Origin of the sequence: Cellulomonas sp. Root485 (genome assembly GCF_001426705.1) — a bacterium.
GTDB lineage: Bacteria > Actinomycetota > Actinomycetes > Actinomycetales > Cellulomonadaceae > Cellulomonas.
Genome location: NZ_LMFC01000004.1, coordinates 134,961 through 158,723 on the forward strand (window position 1 = coordinate 134,961; position 23,763 = coordinate 158,723).

Annotated in this window: 14 protein-coding genes; 5 read left to right on the forward strand and 9 right to left on the reverse strand. The window is 72.9% G+C overall.

Translation table 11 applies throughout. The features are described from left to right. Positions 1–51: 51 nt before the first annotated feature. Together ASD16_RS18110 and ASD16_RS18115 are read left to right on the forward strand one after the other, a co-directional pair. Positions 52–1,266: an ROK family transcriptional regulator gene (locus ASD16_RS18110; protein WP_055920985.1), complete on the forward strand. Its 1,215-nt coding sequence runs from the start codon at positions 52–54 to the stop codon at positions 1,264–1,266. Positions 1,267–1,323: 57 nt separating this feature from the next. After that, positions 1,324–1,686 (forward strand): hypothetical protein, encoded by a 363-nt coding sequence (locus tag ASD16_RS18115; RefSeq protein ID WP_055920987.1) that lies wholly within the window; start codon positions 1,324–1,326, stop codon positions 1,684–1,686. Here the strand turns inward: ASD16_RS18115 and ASD16_RS18120 are convergent. Together ASD16_RS18120 and ASD16_RS18125 are read right to left on the reverse strand one after the other, a co-directional pair. Further along, complete coding sequence (locus ASD16_RS18120) at positions 1,683–2,939, reverse strand: low temperature requirement protein A (RefSeq protein WP_235523409.1); 1,257 nt, start codon at positions 2,937–2,939, stop codon at positions 1,683–1,685. The two genes, ASD16_RS18115 and ASD16_RS18120, sit on opposite strands and share 4 nt — an antisense overlap. Before the next feature lie 5 nt (positions 2,940–2,944). After that, entirely contained in the window at positions 2,945–3,409 is a 465-nt protein-coding gene (locus ASD16_RS18125; RefSeq protein ID WP_055920990.1) for a hypothetical protein, read from the reverse strand. A gap of 85 nt (positions 3,410–3,494) precedes the next feature. Here ASD16_RS18125 and ASD16_RS18130 point away from each other — a divergent pair, with 85 nt between their 5' ends. After that, a complete protein-coding gene (locus tag ASD16_RS18130; RefSeq protein ID WP_157454018.1) occupies positions 3,495–4,145 on the forward strand; it encodes a DNA alkylation repair protein in 651 nt (216 codons plus the stop codon). Between the two features lie 34 nt (positions 4,146–4,179). Here ASD16_RS18130 and ASD16_RS18135 read toward each other — a convergent pair whose 3' ends face one another. Continuing rightward, positions 4,180–7,356 carry an alpha/beta hydrolase fold domain-containing protein gene (locus ASD16_RS18135; RefSeq protein WP_055920993.1) on the reverse strand — a complete coding sequence of 1,059 codons (3,177 nt, stop codon included), beginning with the start codon at positions 7,354–7,356 and terminating at the stop codon, positions 4,180–4,182. 467 nt (positions 7,357–7,823) lie between these two features. Between ASD16_RS18135 and ASD16_RS21865 the strand changes: the two genes are divergently transcribed. After that, positions 7,824–8,267 (forward strand): hypothetical protein, encoded by a 444-nt coding sequence (locus tag ASD16_RS21865; RefSeq protein ID WP_055920996.1) that lies wholly within the window; start codon positions 7,824–7,826, stop codon positions 8,265–8,267. A gap of 12 nt (positions 8,268–8,279) precedes the next feature. Here ASD16_RS21865 and recD read toward each other — a convergent pair whose 3' ends face one another. The 6 genes from recD to ASD16_RS18170 all read right to left on the reverse strand — a co-directional run bounded on the left by recD (position 8,280) and on the right by ASD16_RS18170 (position 22,367). Continuing rightward, positions 8,280–9,980, reverse strand: coding sequence for an exodeoxyribonuclease V subunit alpha (gene recD / locus ASD16_RS18145; protein ID WP_082570980.1), 1,701 nt, complete (start codon positions 9,978–9,980; stop codon positions 8,280–8,282). Beyond that, positions 9,977–13,255 carry a UvrD-helicase domain-containing protein gene (locus ASD16_RS18150; protein WP_055920999.1) on the reverse strand — a complete coding sequence of 1,093 codons (3,279 nt, stop codon included), beginning with the start codon at positions 13,253–13,255 and terminating at the stop codon, positions 9,977–9,979. Before ASD16_RS18150 ends, recD begins: the two co-directional genes overlap by 4 nt. After that, complete coding sequence (gene recC / locus ASD16_RS18155) at positions 13,252–16,602, reverse strand: exodeoxyribonuclease V subunit gamma (protein ID WP_235523411.1); 3,351 nt, start codon at positions 16,600–16,602, stop codon at positions 13,252–13,254. The genes ASD16_RS18150 and recC overlap by 4 nt, the downstream gene beginning before the upstream one ends. A 314-nt stretch (positions 16,603–16,916) precedes the next feature. Beyond that, positions 16,917–17,396 (reverse strand): hypothetical protein, encoded by a 480-nt coding sequence (locus tag ASD16_RS18160; protein ID WP_055921002.1) that lies wholly within the window; start codon positions 17,394–17,396, stop codon positions 16,917–16,919. A 77-nt stretch (positions 17,397–17,473) separates the two neighbouring features. Continuing rightward, entirely contained in the window at positions 17,474–17,974 is a 501-nt protein-coding gene (locus ASD16_RS18165) for an AAA family ATPase (protein ID WP_055921005.1), read from the reverse strand. A gap of 94 nt (positions 17,975–18,068) precedes the next feature. Beyond that, the gene (locus ASD16_RS18170; RefSeq protein WP_162250322.1) at positions 18,069–22,367 is read right to left on the reverse strand and encodes a BTAD domain-containing putative transcriptional regulator; all 4,299 of its coding nucleotides are present in this window, start codon (positions 22,365–22,367) and stop codon (positions 18,069–18,071) included. 786 nt (positions 22,368–23,153) lie between these two features. On the opposite strand from ASD16_RS18170, the gene ASD16_RS18185 reads away from it, so the two are divergent. Continuing rightward, the gene (locus ASD16_RS18185; RefSeq protein ID WP_055921017.1) at positions 23,154–23,759 is read left to right on the forward strand and encodes an ABATE domain-containing protein; all 606 of its coding nucleotides are present in this window, start codon (positions 23,154–23,156) and stop codon (positions 23,757–23,759) included. Positions 23,760–23,763 lie beyond the last annotated feature (4 nt).

The window sequence follows — 23,763 nt, forward strand, 5'->3', positions numbered from 1 at the left end:
CCTAAATTTAAGTCCTGGCACTAGAGTGACGCTGTCGGCGGAGGAGGTCAAGTGGTGGTTCGGGTCCCGGTGTCGTCGCGGCACCTGCGCGAGGCCAGCGCGCGTCTCGTCCTCGACCATCTCTGGGACGCCGGCGAGGTCACCGGGTCGGCGCTCATCGACGCCACCGGGCTCTCGCGGGCGACGGTGCACGGCGTCTGCGACGAGCTCATCGAGCAGGGCTGGGTCACCGAGCTCGAGAGCCTGCGCGCCGCCGACCACCGCAACGGACGGCCCGCCCGCCGGTACGCCTTCGATGCCCGCGCCGGGGTCGTCGTGGGTGTCGACGCAGGTCAGCACCGGATCAGCGCGACAGTCGCGGACCTCCGCGGGGTCACGCTCTCCCGCACGGTGCTGCCCGTCACGCCCCAGGACGGCACCACTGCTCGGCGGCTCGCCCTCATCGAGGAAGGCACCCTGACCGCCCTGGCGGACGCGGGTGCGGACCTCCGGAGCGTGCTGGCCGTGGCGGTCGGCGTGCCCGCGCCCGTCGACCGGGACGGCCGCACCGTCTTCCAGGACAACCCGTTCTGGGAGCTGATGAACCCCGACATCGCCCAGCACCTGCGCGAGCGGCACGGCTGGACCATGCTCATCGACAACGACGCGAACCTCGCCGCCGTCGCCGAGCACTGGCAAGGGCACGGGCGCGACGCGCGGTGCCACGTCACCCTGCTCGCCGGCGAGCGGTTCGGCGCAGGCGTCGTCGACGACGGGCGCCTGCTGCGGGGTGCCCACGGCGGCGTGGGGGAGATGCGCTACCTCGACTTCGTCGAGGGGGTCGGGTCAGCCGACGGGATCGCGGCGATGGTGCGCGATGACGCCCGCGCGCAGCTGCACCGGCTCGACGGGCGCACCGGCTCGTCGCTGCAGGACGTCGACCCCGCGAGGCTGGACGCCGAGAGCGTCTTCGCCGCCGCACGGGACGAGGACCCCCTCGCCGTCAGCGTCGTCGAGCACGTCGCCGCACGACTGGCGCGCATCGTCGCGACGTTCGCGAGCATCTACGACCCCGAACGCGTCATCATCGCCGGCGCCGTCGCCGAGTCCTGCGAGCCGTTGCTGGAGCTCGTGCGGCACGAGCTCGACCGGTACGTCGACCCGCCCGGCATCCAGGTCCTCGCGTCCGGGCTGGGGCGGGACATCGTCACCGTCGGAGCCGTCAAGCGGGCCCTGGACCATGTGCGGGAGAACGCGCTCGACATCGTGCCCGCGGAGCTGCGCTGACTCTGGTGCGCTGACTCCGGTCTGTCCGGTTCGCGTGAACCTGGCTACGGTCGGGCCATGACGAACCTCCTGGAGAAGCTGGCGGACTCGGTGTCGTCCTGGGGCGCGACGCTGGCGTACGGCGAGAAGGTCACGCTCGACGGCCACGAGCTCGTGCCCGTGGCGCTGGTCGGGTTCGGCTTCGGCGGGGGAGAAGGCTCCGGCGACCTGCCGGAAGGGTCCGACGGGTCCACGGGCAGGGGCGAGGGCAGCGGCGGCGGTGGCGGTGGGTACGCCGTCCCGATCGGCGCCTACGTCGGCGGCCCTGACGGGTTGACGTTCCGGCCCAACGTCATCGCGCTGATCGTGGTCGCCGCGCCGTTGGTGTCGGCCGCGGGCGTGGCGGTCGCCCAGGTGGTCCGGGCGTTCCGCGCCCGCTAGGCCAGGGCTCGCTCGACGGCCGCCGCCTCGCGGCGGTACCCGAGCGTCTCGTAGCCGACCACGACGGCCGCGGGCGCGACCGTCACCACCACGAGGCACAGCCCGATCGGCGCACCCGCCGCGGCCAGACCGATCGCCCCGACCAGGATCACGACGCACCCGGCGACGAGGCCCGTCAGCACCGCGTCGACCTCGCGCACGAGGTAGGTCCGCAGGGCGAACAGAGCCACCGAGAACACCATGGCCGGCACCGCCACCGAGACGATCGCTGCGGTCACCCCGACCTCGGCGTGCCCCTCGATCACCGACGCCGCGACGTGCAGTCCGGCACCGATGCCCGCGATGGCGCCGAGGACGACGATCTGGCCGTAGCCCCACACGAACGACCGCTCGCGGTGCCGGGTGAGGATCTCCCCCGACGGCACGAGGAAGTACGTCCACCAGAGACCGAACGTGATGCCGACACCCGCGACGACGACCATCACGGCGTCCGTGCTCCAACCCTGCTGGTCCACCAGCGCCGACACGGCGGCCACGGTGCCGAAGATCCCCTCGCCGAGCGCGATGATCGCGAGCAGGCCGTAGCGCTCGGCGATGTGCAGGGGGTTCCACGGGGTGCCCGACGACCGGCGCTCGGCGATCACCGGGCAGGCGGCCTCGAACACGAACAGCAGAGCGGCACACACGAAGAAGCCGAGCGCGGACTGCCGCGCGACCGCCAGCGCGATCCACGCGAGCTGCGCGACCCCCACGAGGACGACGTACGCGAGGGCTGTGCGGCGGCGGTCGGGATCCTGGACCGCCACGCGAAGCCACTGCGCGATCATGGCGACCCGCATGACGACGTAGCCGGCGACGAGCACACCGTTGTCGACGCTGCCGCCCGCCTCCAGGGACTCGAACATGGCCGGCAGCCCGAGCGTGAAGACGACGACCCCGATCATCTGGACCAGGGTCGTGATCCGGAACAGCCAGTCGTCCGTGTCGTAGGCCGACGCGAACCAGGAGAAGTTGATCCAGGCCCAGCACGTGGCGCCGATGGCGAACACGAAACCGAGGACGCCCTCGGTGGCGTGGCCGTCCACGACGAGGTGCGCCAGCTCGTCGGCGGCCTGCCCGAAGGCGACGACGAACGTGAGGTCGAAGAGCAGCTCCAGGGGCGAAGCGGCACGGTGGTCCGCACCGGGGTCGCGCCCGGTCATCCGCGCGAGGCGGTGCCCCCGGGTCGACGCCGGCCGACCGTCGTCCTGCACGGCAGTCAGTGCTCGTTCTTGATCACGAAGAACGAGCCGCGGATCGTGCCGGCGAGCTTGGACTTCTGCCGCGCGAACTTGAAGCGCTCCGCGAGCTCCTCGGGGACGTCCATGCCGTCCGACAGCTTGAATCCCACCGCGCGCTTCGACCCCTCCGCGAGGCCGTACAGCACGTTGATCGACAGCCCCGACTCGTAGAACACGTAGGCCCACCGGGTCCCGTCGACCACGAACTGCGTCGCCTCGAGCGGGCGGGACGAGATCACGAGGTCGCGCTCGTCCTGCAGGATCCCGTGCACCCACTCGACGGTGTCCGTGGCGTCGGCCGCAGGATCCGTCGTGAAGACGTGGTCGTACTTGTTCTGGAAGTAACGCGCCTCGTTGGCGCGCAGCCCAGCGAGTGCGTCGGCCACCGGCGAGGACTCCAGCCCCGCGGTGGACACGTCGACGAAGTTGACGGTGTGCGTCACGTGGATCCCTCCCGACGGCGACCTGACACCGGGAGACTATCGGCGGGCGGTTCCGACGTGGTCCGCCGACGGAGGGGGACCCGACGTGCAGGCAGCCGAGGTGATGGCCCTGCTCCAGGAGCACGCGTCGGCAGACGCGCGCGCGCAGATGGGCCCGCGGTACGGGATCCACGTCGACCAGGCTCTCGGGGTGTCGATGGCGGACATGAAGCGCCTCGCCCGTGGACTCGGACGCGACCACACCCTCGCCGCCGATCTGTGGGCGACCGGCGTCTACGAAGCACGCGTCGTGGCGGGGCTCGTCGACGACCCGGCGGTGGTGACCATCGAGCAGATGGACGCCTGGTGCGCTGACTTCGACAGCTGGGCCATCTGCGACACCGTCTGCTTCACACTCTTCGACCGGGTGCCGGGTGCCTGGACCCGGCTCGAACCGTGGGCGGCCGACGAGGCGCTGTTCGTGCGCCGGGCGTCGTTCGCCCTGCTGTGGAGCCTCGCGCTGCACGACCGCGCCGCCTCGGACGACACGTTTCGTGCCGGACTGGACCTCGTCGAGGAGCACGCCGGGGACGAGCGGCCACTGGTGAGCACGTCGATCTCGATGGCGCTGCGCGCGGTGGGCAGACGGAGCACGGACCTGCGGGCGGCCGTCCTGGCGACCGCGACGAGACTCGGTGAGTCCGACAGCGTCCCGGCCCGGCGCGTGGGCAGGACCGCGCTGCGTGACTTCCGATAGCCGCATCCACCTCGCGCGTGCCGTCCCGGTGTCCTCAGTGCGCCGGGCGGCGCGGGTTGCTGCTGGTGATGAACTCCCGGAACGCGGCGACCACCCCGTCCACCGCGTCGGTCTCGGTGAATCCGTGCGTCGCGCCCGGCACGTCGATCACGCGGCAGTAGACGTCGGCCAGTGCACAGGCGCTCTGCAGCGCGTGAGCCTCGACCCTCAACGAGTCCAGCGTCCCGACGGCCACGACCGTGCTGGGCAACCGACCGGCGAGGCTGTCCAGGCGCGGGGCGTCGGCGAGGGAGGCCACGGCTGCCCACACCGAGAAGGCCGCTGCCGACAAGGTGCGGTCGGGGCCGCCCGGCACGGTGTCGTCGTAGGACGCCAGGGTCAGGTCCAGGTTCGGCTCGGTCAGCAGAAGCCCCATGAGCGGAGTGCTCCCGTCCGCGCGGGCCGCAGCCAGCGTCGCGACCGCCCCTCCGGCGGAGTCTCCGCACAGGAACAGCTGTGCGAAGCCTTCCCCGCTCAGGACCTGGAGGCCGATCAGCGCCTCGTCCACAGCGTCGTCGAGCGTGGCTTCGGGTGCGAGCGAGTAGTCCACCGACAGCACGACGGTGCCGAGCCCCTCGGCGAGCTTCTGGCAGTACCCGCTGTGCAGCTCCAGGTCTCCCGACACCCCGAACCCGCCGTGCAGGAACACGACCGCCCTCTGCGTTCCGTGCCCGGCGGGGACGTAGCGGCGCGTCGGTACGTGGTCGTGCTCGTCGTCGGTGATCGTCCCGTCGAACGCTGGTGGCCGATGGGCGGCCGCGCGCTCGCGGTCATCACGTCGGCGGGACTCGACGTCCGTGAGGCCCGGCGCGACGGCCTGCGCATCGTGGGACCCCAGCCAGGTCTCCGCCTCGGTGCTGAGCGGCTCGCCCGGTCGGAAGCCCGGGACAGCCCGCAGCTTCGCGGCGACGGCCTCGATCTTCGCCGGGAGCGATGTGAGGTTGGTGGCCGAGGTCGTGACGAGGATCGTCGCGATGTCCGCCGACCGGTCGCGGAGCTTCGGCGGCAGGGTGTTCAGGACCTGGGCGAGCTGCACGAGGCGAACGGCTCTCGCCCTCGCGATGCCGATGAGCTCGGCCAGCGTCTGCGGCTTCGTCTCCGCGATCGTGCCGACGGATGCGATCCCGACCTTGCGGAGGGCCTCGGCATCCGCGGCGAACGGCGCCACGTCGAGGACGTCGTTGCTCTCGGCGACGACCTCCCACATGCGTGGGTCCCGGCGCAGTGCGGTCAGGGTGGGGTCGTTCAGGCTCCAGGCTCGGAGCTCAGGGTCGACCGACACCACCGTGTACAGAGCGACGGCCTTGGCCAGGCTCTGCCCTCCGTCGCCGGACGTGGCTGCCGCGCGGCACATCGCGTTGTAAGCGCCTGGACCGAGCTCGTCGAGGGCGACCGCCTCGATCATCCGACGCTCCTTGAGGGTCCACCGTCCTCGAGCTCTCGCGCCGGCGGTCTGCGCGCTGACCTCGTCCGTCCGCGCCTTGACCGCAGGCTTGAGGGCCGCGACCTGCGCCTTGAGCTGCTTGATGGCGCCGTCCTGGCTCTGGATGCCCGCGAGCAGCGCGACGAGGGAGTCATAGGTGGTCCCGAGGCGCTCGGTCGCTACCGCCTCACCGTTCTTGGTCTCCAGGACGTTGAGGGTCACGACGAGCGACGCGTACAGCAACCGTGCCCGGATGAGGTCGGCCGGCTGTGCGGGTCCGGGCGGGACCGTGATGGCCATGCGGTCGGCCATCGTCGTCGGCGGTGGGCTCGCACCGAGGGCGGCAGCCTCGGGGCGGACCCCTGGGCGGACCGCGGGGCCCGACTTTTCGGCCTCGTCGGACAGCCACTGTGCGTAGCCTTCGGCGACAGCCGGTTCCTTGCGGTCGCGGTAGAGGTGCTCGTGCAGTGCCATCCGGGAGAACGGGTTGTCCTCCTGCAGCGCCGCCGCAGACAACAGCCTCCCCACCTCGGCGCGGCTGGTCGCTGCCGGTGGGGCGATCTCCTTCTGGGTCGATGCGACCAGTCCGATGCTCTTCCAGCTGTTGCTGCCCAGCAGACCCTCGAACCCCGCCCGCTCCCGGTAACCGTCGGCCATCGTCATCAGGATGAACGACGCGATGAGCACGTCGGGTGTCCCCGAAGGCATGCCCGCGCCCAGGATGTCCGCGCTCACGTTGGTCGCGTCCATGGTGCGTCCGTTGCGCGTGATCACGACGGCCGTACCGCCGGCGGTCCGGTGCAGGACCACCTTCCACGGGGTGAACCCGAGGATCGCGGTCAGGGCTCCGACGATGTTCGCGATCCAGCCGACGCTGGATGCCTTCGTCACGGCGTCCGAGAGGACGCCGACGTCGGTGCCGACCGGCACCTCCATGCCACGTGGCGAGTCGGCCCCGAGCTTGCGCAGGATCGCGACGATCCGGGCCGGGGACGGGGTGTCCTTCCCTTCCGTCGACGGCGTCGCCTCGATCGTGAGCCGAAGTCGGCTGGCCAGACCGCAGGACAGCAGGCCTGCCCCCGCCAGGCCGACGGCACCCACCGCGACGTATCGCCCGACGCTGTGGTCGGTGGGCAGGACGAAGGTGAACAGCAACCCGGAGGCCACCGCGAGCAGGGCGCCGGGCAGGATCCACCGCCACGCATGCTTTCCCGCGGGCAGCTTCCGCTTCGCCGAGTAGACCTGGATCAGGACGCGGCCGAGCACGAGCCAGCCCAGCGCGATCGCCAACGCCACTGTCGCCGGCGCTCCGAATGGCTGGACGTGATCGGAGAGGAACGTCTTCCACTGCTCGGCAGCGTCCTCGGCCGGGGTCGGCTGTGTGGTGAGCTTGACGAGCTCGGCGTCCTTGGCGTCCAGCTTCTTCGCGTCGTCGAGCGCCTTGGCCTTCTCCTGCGGGTCGCTGAGACCTTTCGCCTTGGCGACGAGCGCATCGGCCTCTTCCTGGTTCGCGCGCGCGGTGTCCACCTGGGGACCGCAGAGAGAACCTGTGTCCTCTCCGGCGAGCGCGTCGAGCTCTTGCTTCCTCTTGTCGATCAGTGCGAGTGCGGCGCCGGGGTCGGCGGAGCGCACGAGCTCGGCGGCCTGAGCACACAACGCGGACGCGGCGAGCGCCGGCGCCGGCAGCGAGACCACCGCCGCCGCCACGACGATCACCACGACCCACCGGAGACGCCGGTGCCCGATCATGCTCGGAAGCCTGAGGCGATGTCGCTGGGTGCTCGCTCGTCGTCAGCGGCCCTGTGCCTCATAGCGGCGCGATGAGGGGGCGTGGCTGCTCGGTCGCCGCTCGATGAGACGGGGCTCAGGTCTGCGACAACGGAGCCGGCGTACACGGTCCGAATCATCGCGCCCCCCGCGATCGACACCCGCACTCGAGGCACTCATCGTCGCGCGTGTCAGGTTTGCGCGCAATGTACCGATTCTTGGGACGACCTGGACACGCCTCCGACAGCCACCCGGCCCGCCGCTTGGGCCCGGACCGCGCTGCGCGAGCTCAGCCGCCTGTCGGTCGGACGCACGCCGACTCCGGTGAGGGCGCGCGATCGAGTGACAGGGCTACTGCGCGGCTGCGCGAGTGCCGATGATCGTGGGGTATGCACCGTTCGTTGCGCCGTCACCCGGACGGTACGCGCGATCTCGAACGAGGAGTCGTCATGGGCAGCAGCTCGCGGGCCAGGTTCCAGCGGCTCCACCTCGGTGCGAAGGTGGGCATCGCCGTGGCAGCCGGTGCGCTGACCGTGGCGATCGCCGTCCCGGCAGTTGCCGACTCAGCGACGAACGACGGCGGTGACCAGGTCGTCGTCGCCCCGACCGAGGAGCCGACGACAGAGCCGACGACCGAGCCGACGACAGAGCCGACGGTCGAACCTGCTGCGGAGCCCTCCGAGGACCCGAGCGCCGAGTCGGTGACCGAGCCCACGAGCGACGCCGGTGAGGCTGACGAGCCGAAGGACGACAACTTCGGTGCATGGGTCTCGGAGCAGGCTCACGACGGTGGCGTCGACGGGCAGGCGATCTCCGAGGCGGCGCACCAGCGCAACGACGAGCGCAAGGCGGCCAAGGCCGCGGCGGCACCGAAGCCTGCACACGGCAAGTAGACAGGCGATCCGTCAGCGGGGCTCTCGCAGCCCGCTGGCGCGGCGCACCGGCGTCTCGACGGCGGTGCGGATCGCGTCGTCCGTGCCGATGACGCGGACGTGCTCGCGGGCGCGGGTCACTGCTGTGTAGAGCAGCTCGCGGCTGAGCAGCGGTGACCCGACCGGTGGGAGCAGGAGCGTCACGCGCGCGAACTGGCTGCCCTGACCGCGGTGGACCGTCATCGCATGGACGGGCTGGACGGCGGGCAGCCGGTAGGGGCGCACGAGGCGCGGGGCGTCGGGCTCACCGAAGGCCACGACCACACCGTCGAGACCGTCGGAGACCACGACGCCCGTGTCGCCGTTGTAGAGGCCGCTGGCCCGGTCGTTCTCGGTGACGAGGAGCGGGCGGCCCAGGGGCCACGGACCGGACCCGCTGCCGATCCACGTCTCAGCGGTCGCGGCCCAGTGGGCCACGCCGAACGGTCCTTCGCGGTGGGCGAGCAGGAGGCGGTGGGTGCCGAGCGCCGTCAGTGCCGCGGCCGAGTCGCCGACCCGTGCGGCGTCGACGAGCGCCTGGCCGCTGGTCTCGACGTCGTCCCGCAGGCCGGCGACGTCCCGCGGGGTCAGGCGTTCGTCGGCGGGCTCGACCAGGGAGAGGTGCTCGTCGCCGGAGCGCAGCACCCGCAGGGCGCTGTCGGCGTCGCCGAGCCGGATCGCCTCGGCCAATTCAGCGAGCGCGGGGCCGTAACGGTAGGCGTGCGTCAGCCGGACGACGCCGCGGGGGAGGGCCGCGACGAGATCACCCAGGACGGCGCCCGCCTCGACGCTGGCCAGCTGGTCCGGGTCGCCGACGAGGACGAGACGGGCGGTCGGGCGCAGCGCCTCCACCAGCCGGGCCATCAGCGACAGGGACACCATCGAGGACTCGTCGACGATGACGACGTCGTGCGGCAGGCGGCGCAGGCGGTCGTGCCGGAAGCGGGTCGTCGTGCCGGGGCGCCAGCCGAGCAGGCGGTGGACCGTGGTCGCGCGCAGGGAGCCGACGGCCCCCACGTCTGCGGCGCCGAGCTGCGCGATCTCCGCGTTGACCGACTCCTGCAGGCGAGCGGCCGCCTTGCCGGTCGGTGCCGCGAGGGCGACCCGCAGGCGCGAGCCGGTGGCGGCCTGCAGCGCGGCGACCAGGCGCGCGACGGCGGTCGTCTTGCCGGTGCCCGGGCCGCCCGTCAGCACGGTGAGGTGGGAGGTCGCGGCGGTGCGGACCGCCTCGCGCTGCGCGAGGTCGAAGGGCGACGGGTACAGACGGTCGACGGCCGTCGCGAGCGCGACCGGGTCGGCGTCGGCGGCGCGGCTGATGCGGTCGTGCATCGCCGACCGGACCGTCTGCTCGTCGCGCCAGTAGCGGTCGAGGTAGACCCGGCCGTCGACCCAGCGCAACGGCCGGTCGGCGGGACCGCCCGGGCCGTCCGAGACCAGCGGGCTGAGGCGGACCGCCTCGCTCCAGCCGGCGGGTGCGTCCGCGACGTCGTCGAGGACCACGCACACCGACCCGCCGCGCAGCGCCTGGACGGCGAGCGCGGCCGCGAGCAGGACGCGTTCGTCGTCCTCGCCGCCGATCGCGCCGAGACGGCGGGCGACGTGCACGTCCGCGGAGGTCAGCTCCTCGCGGGCCGCGAGCAGACCGGTCACCCGCCACGGGATGCTCGCGGCGTACGGGTCGTCGGCGATCGTCATGAGCCCGCCAGGAGGTCGGAGAGGGCGACGACGAGCGCGGCCGGCGGACGCCAGGACACGACGCCGAACGGGACGCCGTCGACGGTCGGGGTGCTCGGGCCGGCCATCCCGCGCAGGAACAGGTACAGCCCTCCGCCGAGGTGCGACGCCGGGTCGTAGTCCGGGAGCCGCCAGCGCAGGTAGCGGTGCAGCGCTGCGGAGTACAGGAGCAGCTGCAGCGGGTAGTGGGCGTCCATCATCGCGGCGAGCGTCGACGACGGCCGGTAGTGCCACAGGGTGAGGGGCTCGTCGAACGTGCCGAGGCGGTTCGTCTTGTAGTCGACGACGAGGTAGCGGGAACCCCCCGGCGCGTCCGCCGGCACGCGGAGGACCGCGTCGATGGAACCCGTGAGGTAGCCGCGCAGGCGGGCGGTCGAGAGCTCGTGGAGCCGCTCCGCGTAGGGGGCGAACGGGTCGTCGTCGGGCAGGTGGGTACGCAGCAGGCCCGCGACGTCGCGGATCGTCGTGGCTGATCGGTGGGGTCCGGTGTCGCCGCCGGCGAGCGGGAGCTCGAAGTCGAGCTCGGCGAGGCGGTCGCGCGGGCCGATCGCGGCGAGGGAGCGGTCGCCGGCGAGGGGGCCGAGCGGGGTGTGCAGCGAGGGGAGCAGCGCCGCGGCCGTCGGCGCGGGGTCGGCTGCCAGGAGGGTGCCCGCCTCGACGCAGCGGGCGATGAGCTCGGCGGCCAGGTCCGGGGCGCTCGTGTCGACGAGCTCGAGGACGCGGTGGGCGAACGTGCCGAAGGTGGTGCCCGACGGCAGGTCGGCCATCGGGGACGGCAGGTCGCGCGCGGCGGCGTGGTCGTCGCCCGGCACCGGGAGGACCTCGGGTTCGTCCTGCACCCCGGGAGACTCCGGTTCGCTCCCGACGCGGCTGTCGTGCGCGGCCGCCGTGAGCGCCGAGTACGAGGTCCGGCGCCACGTCACGTCCGGCCGTCGGCCCAGCGTCGCGACGCGCAGGTCTGCTGCCGCCGACGGGGTTGGCGCCCACGGGGCGAGGACCGACGCCGACGTCACGACCTCGACCTCCAGGTCGTCCGTGGCGAGCGCCCGCAACGCGGCCGTCGTCGTCGCGTCGTTCGTCGACCTCACCAGCTCGGCGGGGTTCCCGTCGGCGTCGCGGGCGCCGAGCAGGAGCCGCGTGAGAGCACCGCGGCCGGAGTTCGCCGACGGCGCCCACCAGGCGACGACCTGGCTGGTGGCGCGCGTGAGGGCGACGTACGCGAGCCGCAGGCCCTCGCCGTCGTCGGCTGCCGCACCGGCCGCACGAGCGTCGTCGTACCCCGGGCTGCCCTTGCCGCCGACGTGCAGGAGCCGGACGTCGGCGCGGTCGTACCCGATGGTCGCCGGGCTGGGCGGCGAGTACTTGTCCCACAGGAATGGCACGAGCACGACGGGGAACTGCAGACCCTTGCTCGCGTGCACGGTGATCACCTGGACGGCTGCGGTGTCGGTCTCCAGGCGCCGGCTGCGTTCCTCGGCGTAGTCCTGACCGGCCTCGTCGACGCGGGCGCGCAGCCACTCGAGCAGCGCCGCGGCGCCGAGCCCGGCGTCCGTCGCGGCCGCGTGCAGGGCCTCGCCGACGTGCCGGACGTCGGTCAGCCGCCGCTCGCCGTCGGGCAGCCGCACGAGTCGTTCGCGCAGGCCAGCGGCGGCGGTCGCCTCCAGCAGGGACGCGACACCGTGGTCGTCGAGCACGCGCGACCACGTCCGCAGCAGGTCGGCCAGCTGGTCGCGACGCTCGTCGGACGCCTCGGCGAGCTCGGTCGTGGTCCAGCCGACGAACGGGGTCAGCGCGGCGGCCGACACGAAGCCGCCGACGCCGGGACGGGCGAGTGCCGACAGCAGGATCAGCCAGTCGCGCGCGGACGGCGTCGCGAACACGCTGGACAGCATCGAGATGACGGCCGGCACGCCGACGGACGCCAGCGCGCGCTGTACGGCGACGGCATCCCGGTTGACGCGGGTGAGTACTGCGACATCGCCCGGCTCGACCGACCGCCAGCCGTCTCCGTCGGCCACCTGCTCCTCGTCCAGGGTGCGCAGGACCTGCGCGGCGACGTCCGCGTACACGAGCTCGCGGACCTTTCCGACGGGCGGGTTGGCGGCGCCGTCGGCCGCACCCAGCGCCGCGCGTGTGACCTGGCGGAGACGCACCGCGGGACCGCCGCGCAGACGCCGGCCCGACCGTGCGGGCTCGATCGGGTGGACGACGATGCGCGGGTCGCCCAGCGCGGTGCCCGACAGGATCGGCGCGAGCCCGTCGAGCACGGCGGGGTCGGCCCGCCAGTTGCGGTGCAGCGTCTGCGTCGACGCGTCGGCGCGGGCACGCAGGTACGTCGCGACGTCGGCGCCGCGGAACCGGTAGACCGCCTGCTTCGGGTCGCCGATGAGCACGAGGGTGCGGTGCCCGTGGAACGCGGTCCGCAGGATGTCCCACTGGACCGGGTCGGTGTCCTGGAACTCGTCGACCATGACGATCCGGTACCGGGAGCGGACGCGCTCCGCAGCTGCGGGTCCCGTCTCCGGGTCCGTCAGTGCGTCGCGCAGGAGGACCAGCAGGTCGTCGTAGTCGAGCACGCGCAGCGCACGCTTGCGCCGCAGGAGCTCGCGGCGGGCAGCCGTGGCCAGGCCGTACGAGTCACGCGCCCGCTCGGACGACGAGTCGGCAGGCTCCAGCGTCGCGGCCGCGTCGCTGATCGCCTCGTGCGCGATGGTGCGGGCGTCCTGGACGTACAGCGTCGGCTTCTCGGTGAACGCGTACTTGCGCAGGTAGAGGTCGTCGACCACCTCCGCCTCCAGGGACGCGATGTCCGGCACCAGCCGCGCGTCGGGCTCGACGTCGCCGAGCGTGCCCAGCGACGTGAGCATCTGCTGGCAGAAGCCGTGCGTCGTGGTGATCGTCGCGGCGTCGAACTCCGCCAGCGCCACCGCGAGGCGCCGCGCCCGGGCGACACGGTCGGTGCCCGCGAGGAGGGCGATGACCGGGTCCGTGGAGGCGGTGTCGTTCCGGAGCGCGCGCTCGACCTCGACGAGGCGCTCGCGGACGCGTTCGCGCAGCTCCGAGGTGGCGAGCCGGCCGAACGTCACGAGCATCAGCTCGGGCAGGCGCGCGACGCCCTCGGCGACGTACCGGGCGGTCAGCGACGCGATCGTCGTCGTCTTGCCCGTGCCCGCACTGGCCTCGAGCACGACGGTGCCCTGCGGCAGCGGACCGCACACGTCGAACGGCTCGGTCATCCGACCTCCTCGTGCGCGACCAGGTCGGACCACAGGGCCATCGACAGGGCGCCGAACCGGGTGGACTCGGGGCCGGACGCCTTCTCCACGAGCAGCCGGTCGAACGTGACCGGGTCCCCGAACGCGAGCAGGTGGTAGTCGTCGACAGCCTCGAAGCCACCCCGCCCCGCGGCCGCGTCCTCGGCGGTCCCGAGCTCCGCGCGAGCGCTGCCCAGCGCGTCCGCCTCGTCGCCCCCACCGGTACGCGGGTGGGCGTACGCCAGGCTCGTCGCCAGCGGCAGGGGGAGCGCACCGCACATCGCCTCGTCGTAGAGGTGGACGAGCCGCTGGAGGATCTCCTGCGGGTGCTCCGGCGCGGTGAGCCGGGCGACGCGCGACGGGCGGACCTGTCCACGACCGATCGTCACCGCCTCGAACGTGCGGTCCGGAAAGGCGGAGGCCAGTGCGAGCAGCTGCACCCACGCGCGCAGACGGTGCTTCGCGCCCAGCCGGGAGAACACCGTCCGGACCAGCACGTCGCCGCGCAGGCCGTTGACCGTGCCCGTGAGCACCCGCCCGTCGTCCAGCGGGATCGTGACGTCGACGCTGGTCGCGGGCTCGACCAGGTACCTCGCCGACGCCGCGAGCAGCGGCTCGACCTGCGCCCGGACCTGCTGGAGCGTCACACCACCGAGGGTGGCCGGTGGCATGTGACCGCGGCGCCGCTCGGCTGCGCCGGCATCGTCGAGCGAGGTGCCGTCGAGCGCGGCCTGCAGCAGCCGGTCGCCGACGGCCCAGCGGTCCAGGCCGTCCAGGGCGAGGGGGAGGCGGTCGTCGAGCTGCGGCTCGTCGCCGGGCAGGGTCGCGCCGAGCCGCGTGCGGATGAAGGCGCGGACGGGGTGCTCCAGCGTGGACGCCAGGTCCTCGAGATCGAGCTGGTCGGTGTCCGGCGGCTCCAATGGCGTCGGCGCGGCCGGCAGGTCGTCGCGGCGTCGCCTGGTGAGTGCCGCGGCGAGGTCGAGCACGTCGAAGCTGAACGGTTCGCCGCGTCCGAGCCTCCCCGGCACGAAGTTGCGCTCGTCGACGGTCTGGAGCGGGTGGTGGACGACGTGGTCCCGCGCCGTCGTTCCGCCGGGGTAGACGGCGGCGTTGTCGATGGCGTCGAGCAGCTCACCGACCGGGACCGCGGGCGGTCGCGACGCACCCGTGCGCTCGTCGGCGCCCGAGTACACGACGACGAGGTGCTGCTGGGCGCTGGTCACCGCGTCGAGGAACAGCTGACGGTCCTCCTGGCGGGCGTCGCGCTCACCGACGAGCGGGTCGCGCGCGAGGATGTCGTCGCCGTCGCGACCCGACCCGCGCGGGAACGCGCCGTCGTCCATGCCGAGCAGCGCGACCACCCGGTGCGGTACGGCCCGCATCGGCGCGAGCGAGCACACGGTCAGCGCACCGGTGCGGAAGTTCGCCCGGGTCGGCCGCCCCGCCAGGTGCGGCTCGAGCAGCGCGACCACGTCCGCGAGGCGCAGCGTCGTGCTGGTGGCGGTGCGCACGGCGTCGATCGCCCGGACCGCCTCCGCCTGCTGCCAGCGGTCCGCTGGTGCGACGTCGGTGAGCAGGCGGACCGCGCGGTCGAGCGCGGCGAACCACTCCGCCGCCGGTCGCGCTCCGTCGAGCTCCTGGAGCGTCGCCGTGAGCCGGTCGACGAACTCGGCCACCCGCCCGACCAGGTCCACGTCGCTCGAGCCGACGTCGTCGACAGGCAGGACGGTGCCGACGAAACGCTGGTCCTCCTCGGCCATCGCCACCCCGAGCAGGAGCCGGTCCAGCGCCGTCGCCCACGTGCCCTGCTTGACGGCACCGAGCTGGTAGCGCTCACGTCGCGACACGTCCTCGCCCCACCGGACCCCCGACTCCAACGCCCACGCCCGCACGCGGTCGAGCTCCTCGTCGTCGAAGCCGAACCTCCTGCGGACCGGCGCCTGGCCCGCGAGGTCGACCACCGCCGATGCGCCGACGCGCGAGTCGGCGAGCTCCAGGAGGGTCGCGACGACCGCGAGGACCGGGTTGGCGTTGCCTGGCGCGCGGTCGGCGATCCGGACCCGCAGCGTTCGGCCGGGATGCTCCGGGGCTCCCTCGTCGACGCCCGCCGCCGGCCCGAAGGCCGCCTCGACCAGCGGGGCGAACGCCTCGACGTCCGGGCACATCACGATGACGTCGCGCGGCTCGAGCGAGTCGTCGTCGGCGAGCAGGCCCACGACCACCTCACGGAGCACCTCGACCTGGCGCGACCGGCCGTGGCACGCGTGGACCTGGACCGAGTGGTCCGTCCCGTCGGCGTCGTGCTTCGCGCCCTCGACGCGGTCGTCGGAGATCCGGCCCTGGAGCGCACCGAGCACCGTGCCGGGTCGCGGTGGGACGTCGAGAACCGCGACCTCGGGCTCGAGCTGGAGCACGCGGGTGGCGAGCTCGGTCGCGTCGCTCGCCATCGAGGCGAGCAGCGGGTGCGTCGCGGGAGTCGGCCGTTCCGACCGGCGCGCCGACGCGCTCGGGCGCAGGCGGCGCCAGAGCGCGAGCGACGGCTGCGGCAGCCACAGGTGGACCTCCCGATGTTCCGCGAGCGCGTCCAGCACGCGCAGATGGCCGTCGGGGAGTGCTGTAGCGCCGAACACCGAGAGCCGCACCGGCAGGTCGACCGTCGACGGGTCGGACCGGAGTCGTGCCAAGGCCTCGTCGAGCCGTTCCGCCGGGGACGGCTCGACGACGGCATCGCGGACCTCGCGCCACAGCCGCGGCTGCCAGAGAAGGTCGTCGGGGAGCGGCACGCCGAGCCCGTCCTCGTCGCGCCCGACCGCCCAGGCACGCAGCATCTGCGGACGCTGCACGTCATAGGTGGAGAACAGCCGGGCCACGCGGTGCGCCAGGCGGAACCGGCGACCGCGGCGCACCTCGTCCTGCTCGTCCCCGAGGTAGCGGCTCACCGTGCGGAACCAGTCCGCGCCGTGGTGCGCATCGATCGCCGCGAGAACGTGCCACGCGAGCTCGCCCTGGCTCCAGGGATCGTCGTCGGCGCTCGTCGTGGCCAGCGCCTCGCTGACCAGGCGGTGCGGCGACGGGAACAGCACGTTCGCGCAGATGCCGTCGGTTCTCTCTGTCGTGCCCAGCCGGTGGGAGAGCCGCTGCGCGACCCAACGCTCCACACCACGCGTCGGGACCGCGACGACGTCCGGTGTGAAGGCGTCCGCAGGGGTGGTCGCGAGGACGTTCGCCAACGCCGCCACCAGCACGTCCGTGCGCTCCGCGACGTGGACGCGCAGACCTGAGGGGGTCGTCGACGACGCGGCCTGGGTCACGTTCGGCACTCTAGCCACGACGTGAGGATCGCCGGAGGGCAGAGTCGCACGCTGTGGATGACGTGGTACTTCGGGTGTTGTCCACAGAAATGGCCTCTGCACCTGCAGCCGGACCGTGGGTGGGTGCTGGTGAACAAGGAGACGATCGTCACCACCGAGCGCACCGAGCAGACGTTCCGCACTGAGCTGCTCGGCGACGGCATCGACGTCATCGCGACGCCCGATCTGTTCACGCACGACTTCGGCGAATGGCACCGAGCGCCGCTGGTCGCACAACGCGACGACACGGTCGCCTCATGCAGACGATGCCGCCACGCCGGCGGGCGTAGACCTCAGGTCGCGGGGTCGGTGCGCCGCTCGTCGACGACGACGGGGTCGGTGCGCCGCTCGTCGACCACGTCGGGATCGGTGCGCCGCTGCTCGGCGATCACCTCGTGGTTGGAGCGCCCCTCATCGGTGACCACGTCAGGGTCGATGCGGTCTGCGGTGCGCAGGCGTTCGTCCAGCTCGGACCGGGCGCCGCTCGCCTCGGTGCCGCGGGCGTGGGCCTCGGCCTGGAGCGCGGCTGCGTCGGCTGCTCGGGCGTCGGCCTCGGCCTGGGCGAGGCGTGCCTGAGCGTCCAGCCGGGCGGCTTCGGCCTCCCGGCGCTGGACCTCGACCTGGTCGGCGGCGGCCTTCTCGCGGATCTCCTGCGCGCGTGCGCGCTCGGCGTCGACCCGGCGTGCTCCGCTGCGTCGGCTCATGGCGACGGCACCGATGATCAGCACGACGACGACGATGGCGACGACGATCCAGACGGTCTGGTTGTCCACGGCTCTTCCTCCTCGGAACTCGACCCCCGCGCTCGATTGGACAGCCGCCCGGGCGGGGTCGCAACCGGGGAGCGGGTCTAGGGAGTCACCCCGCAGCGGCGCAGGATGTCGTCCACGACGTGCTCGACGGGTGCGGTGGCGTCGATCGCGATGCCGCCGCGCGGAACGGTCTCCTTCGTCTGGTGCCATCGCACGATGCGCGCGCGTTCCGTCGGGACGCCGCCGCCCCACGCGGAGTCGGGGCGCTCGTCGAGCCGCCGGTGCAACGTCGCAAGGTCGACCTCGAGGACGAAGACTCCGTCGAACAGGTCGATGAACGCCGGGAAGTTCCGTGATCCGCCGCAGAAGAAGGTGGACCCGTGGTGGTGGTCCGCGACCAGCGCACGGACCTTGGCGACGTCCCAGAGATGGTTCTCGTGAGAGCCGACCGCCGTGGGTTCGCCGGTCACCGGGTCGCCCTGGTAGGCGAGTGCACGGTCGCCGTGGACGACGTGGTGGCCGCGGCGCTGGAGCTCCTCGGCGACGGTCGTCTTGCCGGTGCCGGACAGGCCTTCGATCAGGTAGTTGCGTCTGCCCATCTGCGGGGGGTCCCCTCGTCAGTCACGTGCGTGACTGCGGGTCTAGCACGTTCCGACGTCGACCTGAGTCTCTATTTCCGCAGCGCGGGATCGTTCAGTCGGTCCCCGTTCGACACGTCTCGCGGTACGGCCCCAGGGCGGAGGCGTACGTCGCCCACTCGACCTCGGTCAGGTTGCGGCCGGCGACCCGGCAGGCAGCCGAGCTGAGGTGGGCGGGATCGAGGTCCCACTCAGCGACGCCCTGGGCGACGGTGACCAGCACGGCGGTGCCGTCGGGGCGCAGGTAGCCCGGGTAGGTGACGCGGGTGCCGTACGGCAGGGAGGTGCCGACGGGCACACTCACCTCCCGATACCTGGGGCTGGAGCTCGGGATCGGCTCGCCGAGACGTATCCCCGCGTCCACGTCGTAGACACTGACGCTCTGGTCGTTGGCCGCGGCGATCAGGATGGTGCCGTCGTCGGAGAACTGCAGGTCGGAGATCGCACCGCGCGCGCCCGGCAGGTCCCGGAGCGTCTGCATGGTCGCGCTGTCGACGAGCGAGATCGAGCCGCGTCGGGCGACTGCGAGCAGTCCGTCGTCACGCAGGGCGACCGCGTCGGCGCCGAGCCGTGCCGGACCGACGGGCTCGCCGGTGCGGCCGTCGTACATCTGGAGGACCGTGGTCGTCCCGGCGTCCGCGGACACCGAGCCGGTCTGGTCCTGGATCCCGTCCTCGAGCGCGATCGCCACCAGCGAGCCGTCCGAGGTCGCGGACATGTCGATGACGTCCTGGTCGCGACCGTCGATCGGGTTCGGGTCCCACTCCTGCGCGTCTCTCCTGCCCTCCCACAGCTGCCAGCCGGTCATCGACACATACGCGCGGTCGCCCGACGGGGTCGACCAGATCGCCCTGGCGCGGTCGGGCACGCGCAGGCTGCCCGGCACGTCCTGGCCGGTCTGCACGTCGATCGAGTGCAGGAAGTGCTCGCCCGGCACGTAGGCGGAGATGATGCCTCGGAACAGCCACTGGGCACCGACGACCGAGTCAGGCAACCCCTGCACCTGGCTGTCCGTGCGCGGGTCCCACACCGCGTAGGACGTGAGGTCTGCCGTGCTCTGCGCGTCCGTGGGCCGGCGCGCGGTCAGGAACATCCGGCCGTCCGGGTCGTACCCGGCGACGGCCACGGAGCCTCGGGCCAGGAGCCGGGTCACCGGGCCGGACCCGTCGACCATCCAGCGAGTGATCACCGGCGCGCCGGCGCCGAACACGACGAGCTCGCCCTGCGAGACCGACAGCTCCCCGACGTCGCCCCGCTGGATGTCGAGCTCGACCCCGTTCTCGGCTCCGGTGGTGAGGCTGCGTTCGCGCACGACTCCGAACCGGTCGCCGCAGAGCACGAGGCCGGCCTCGAGAGCCACGGTGGCCCACGAGCACGAGTCCCCGCCGTCGGCTCCGAGGTCGGCCGTCCACGCGACCCTCCCGGTGGACGGCACGGCGGCCAGCATCGAGGACGGTCCGATCAGGACGACGAGGTCGTCCCCGGCAGCGACGGCATGGTCATCGACGACGGCGCGCCTGCCCGCGAGGTGCTGGTAGACGGGCGACTGGTTCAGGGTGCCTTCCACTCCGCTGCGACGCCTCTGGGCGGACGGCGCCGGGGTGTCGATGGTCCGCAGCGTGACGAGCGAGGTCGGGTCGAGCACGCGGACGGGGCCGTCCGATGAACCCACGACGAGCCGCCCTGAACCGTCGAACGCTGCGGCGGCCTTGCCGGCGCTCTCGGCGGTCGCGAGCACGACGCCGTCCTCGACCCGCCACGACGTCACGGAGCCGTCGTTGCCCGCGACGGTCACGACCACCTCTCCGTGCGGGTCGATCGCGAGCCCACCCACTGGTCCGGTCGTCAGCGGTCCGAGGAGCCGCGTCCCGGTGGCGATCTCGTCGACGGTCAGGGACCTGCCGGCCTGGATCGCCACCCGGGTGCCGTCGTCGCTGACCCGCACGAGCGGGCGCGGGCCTTGGTCCGAGCGCGCGACCGGACCGAAGGTGCGGATGACGGCACCGTCCGTCGCGATCAGCTGGGGCGTGCGGGCGTCCACGACCACGACGGACGTCGCGGTACCGGGGACGGTCGAACCCGCGATGCGTGTGGCGTCGGGGACGCGTCGATAGCTCACGAAGCCCGGGGCGGCGGTGAAGGTGCTCAGCAGCGCCGAACGAGCGTGCGCGTCGCCGGGTGCGCGGCGGTAGGCCTCGACGGCGAGCAGGGCCGCCGCGTCGCGGTTGGTCGCCTGCAGCGCGATCGACTGGTTGACCAGCACCTGCAGCTCGGCGGCGTCCCGCGCCCGGGCAGCGTCCGACCGGCTCACGCCCGCCACCGAGGCAGCCACGATCGCCAGGACGAGAACGGCGACCGCACCCGTCAGGGCCGTCCTCAGCCGACGGTTCTGCCGGGCGTCGCGCGCCGCTCGCAGCGCCAGGTGGTCCTCGTCCGCCTCCCGCAGTGCGTGTGCCGCGTCGAGGAAGTCGCTCTCGACCGCAGTCAGGTCGGGGGTCGTCGTCGTCCGCCACTCCAGGGCTGCGTCCAGGCGGGCGCCCCGGTACAGCTCGCCGTCGGGACGCCCGAGGGAGTCCCACCCGTTCGCGGCCGCGCTCAGGTGTCGCAGGATGCGCATCCCGGCAGCGTCGTCGTCGAGCCACGTCCGCAGGCGGGGCCAGGCGCGCACCAGCGACTCGTGCGCGATCTCGACCATGCCCTCGTCCGCCGTCAGGAGACGCGCCCGGACGAGATCGCTCAGGATCCGGCTTCGCCCGCCCTCCAGACCCAGGGCGTGCAGGGACTGGCGGCGGTGGATCGTGCCGCCCTCGCCCGACGGCGTCACCAGTCGCATCAGCAGCGCCCGACACGTCGCGCGGTCGTCCTGCGAGTACGCCTCGTAGACGCGTTCGGCGGTCTGCGCGACGGCGGCCGAGATGCCGCCGGACGCCTGGTACCCGTCGACGGTCAGGACCGAGCCGTCCCGTCGGCGCCAGGTCTCGACGAGCGCGTGGGACAGCAGCGGGAGCGACCCGGCACCCTCGCCGGCCTCGTTGACCAGCAGCTCGACCAGGCCGTGCTCGATCCGAAGGCCGGCCTGCCGGGCCGGTTCCTCGATGACCTCTCGCAGCTCGTCGCCGGAGAGCGGCCGGACCAGGTGCAGTCCCGTCTCGGTCAGCTGTGCGAGCCGTGGGTCGATGCTCAGCCCGGCGATCTGGTCGGCACGGACGGTGACGACGACCAGGTGGTCGTCGGTCGCGGCGGCGAGCTCGCGGCAGTACTCGCGGACGACGCCCTTCCGGTACCCGCCGACGAACAGGTCCTCCAGCTGGTCGACCACCAGCACCGAGCCGGTCGGGGAGCCGACGATCGCCTCCCGGAGGGCACCCACCAGGTGCGGCCCCGGCATGACGACCACCGGCGGCACGCCCTGGCGGCGGAGCGCCGCGGCCACACCGGCCCGCGCGAGCGAGCTCTTGCCGACTCCGGACGGTCCCGCGATCACGAGCAGCGGATGGGTGCGCAGCCGCGTCACGCAGGCGTCGATCTCGGCGGTCCGACCATAGAAGCTCTCGCTGTCGTCGACGCCGAAGGCAGCCAGCCCCCGGTACGGGCAGTCTGGCCGGCCGGACGGCGCAGGTTCGACCGCGGCGATCTGCGGGTCGTGGTGGAGGACCTGCTGCTCCAGGTGGGTCAGCTGGGCGCCGGGGTCGACACCGAGCTCGCTGACCAGGTGCCGGCGCGCGTCCCGCAGGGTGAGCAGGGCATCCCCTTGTCGTCCGCAGCGGTACTGCGCCAGTGCCAGGATCGCCCACCGCCGTTCGCGGAGCGGGTCCTCCTCGAGCAGCTTTCGAGCGTCGCTCGCGACCGTGCGGTGCTCGCCGGCGGCCAGCCGAGCGTCGAGGAGGTCCTCCTCGCAGGCGGACCGCAGCTCGGTCAGCCGCGCCACCTCGCTCGCGGCGCCGTCCCAGTCGCGCAGCTCCGTGAACGGCTCGCCGCGCCAGAGCGCCAGCGACCGGCTGTACGCGCTCGCGGCGCGGTCCGGCTCTCCTGACGCGGCGAAGGTGCGCGCACGCGCGACGCCCTCGTCGAACGTGTCGACGTCGACGTCGCCGTAGGGGAGATCCAGGCGGTACCCGCCCGGGCAGGTGACGACCACGTCCTTCGGAAGGGCTCGGCGCAGGTGCCCGATCGTGGCCTGGAGCTGCTTCGGCCAGGTGCTCGGTGGCGCGGCACCCCAGCTGGCGTCGGCCAGCTCGTCGAGGCTGACCACCTGCGGGCGGCGCAGGACCAGTGCGCAGAGGGCCGTCCTCGCCCGTGGGCTCAACGATGGTTCTCCGTCGAGCTCGATCGGCCCCAGCACGCGGACGGCCATCTCCGCAGTGTGTTCCCGCCGTCCGGGACGGTCAATGGCGTGCATACCGGGTGCATACCGGGGCTGGGCCGACGCCATACCGCCGGGTCCGACCGTCGTCCTATGAACCGATCACGACGTCCTCATGTCACGACCTTGCTCACCTTCGACTTCGGTCCGGAACCGGAGCCGACCCACCCGGACGAGGCCCTCGCACGGCGCCCTGCTCGACTGGCGGGCGTGGCTGCCGGAGTCGCCGTCGCGGCCTTCCTCGCTTTGCACGCGATGGACACGAGCGTGGGCTCGCCGGTGCCGGCACCGACCTCGTCGGATGCCGCGTCCTGCGGGGGGACGATCCCGTGCTCACCGTCCGGTGAGGTCGCGGCCCGGTGGTCCCAGGAGCGGGAGGCGGCGCGCCTGGCCCGCGAGGGCCGGCACCCGTTCGAGTCTGGTCAGGTGTCGGTGGTGTGCGGATCCGGAGCGACGCCGGCTCTGAGGGGAGACCCTGACCGTCAGTGAGAGACGGCTGTTCGGCCGCCGCCCCTCGGATCCAGCTGCTCGGCCATCCACCGCATGACCTGTGCGACCTGTGGCCGCACGACCCGCCGACGCGGCTTCCGCTCCAGGTCCGGCACCACCGGTGCCCCGGGGATCGCCGACTGCTGCAAGTTCCAGGTGGCCCGTGCTCCGATGAACGCCAGTCCCTCGACCATGATAACCTCCGCTACCAGTGAAACTCGTTATACCGGTAGCGTACGCCTGCGCTACCATCAAAACAAGGTATGAAGGCAGCAATGGGGAGGATCCGTGGAGCAGCCTGAACTTGTCGGCGGGGCGCTGTGCCTCGACGTCGCGAACTCGGTCGACGGACGGGTTCTCGACGTGCCGCTGGACTACCTCACGAGCTATGCCGACCTGGTCGACTGGGCGAGGCGCGCCGGTGGCTTGTCCTCTGCGCAGGCCGAGGTGCTGCTGACCCGCGCGGACGCCGACCCGGCAGCGGCGACCGACGAGCTGGTCCGCGCGCGAGCGCTCCGCGAGTCCGTGTTCAACCTGTTCTACGGACACGCGAAGGACGGCGTCGCGGATCCCGGTCACCTCGCCGCCGTCCAGGAGGCGTACACCGACGCCCTCCGGCACGGGAGTCTCGAGCCGGCGGGCGACGGTCTGCGCTGGACGTGGGAACCCGACCTGCGGCTCCCGCGCTGGCTGGTCGCGCAGTCGGCGATCGAGCTGGCGACGAGCGGCGCGTTCGGCCGGGTCAAGGCGTGCGCGTCGCAGGACGGCTGTCAGTACCTCTTCGTCGACACGTCGAAGAACGGCAGCCGCCGGTGGTGCAGCATGTCGGACTGCGGCAACCAGGCGAAGTCGAGACGCCTCACGGCGCGGCGCCGCGCGGACCGGGCCCGATGACCGG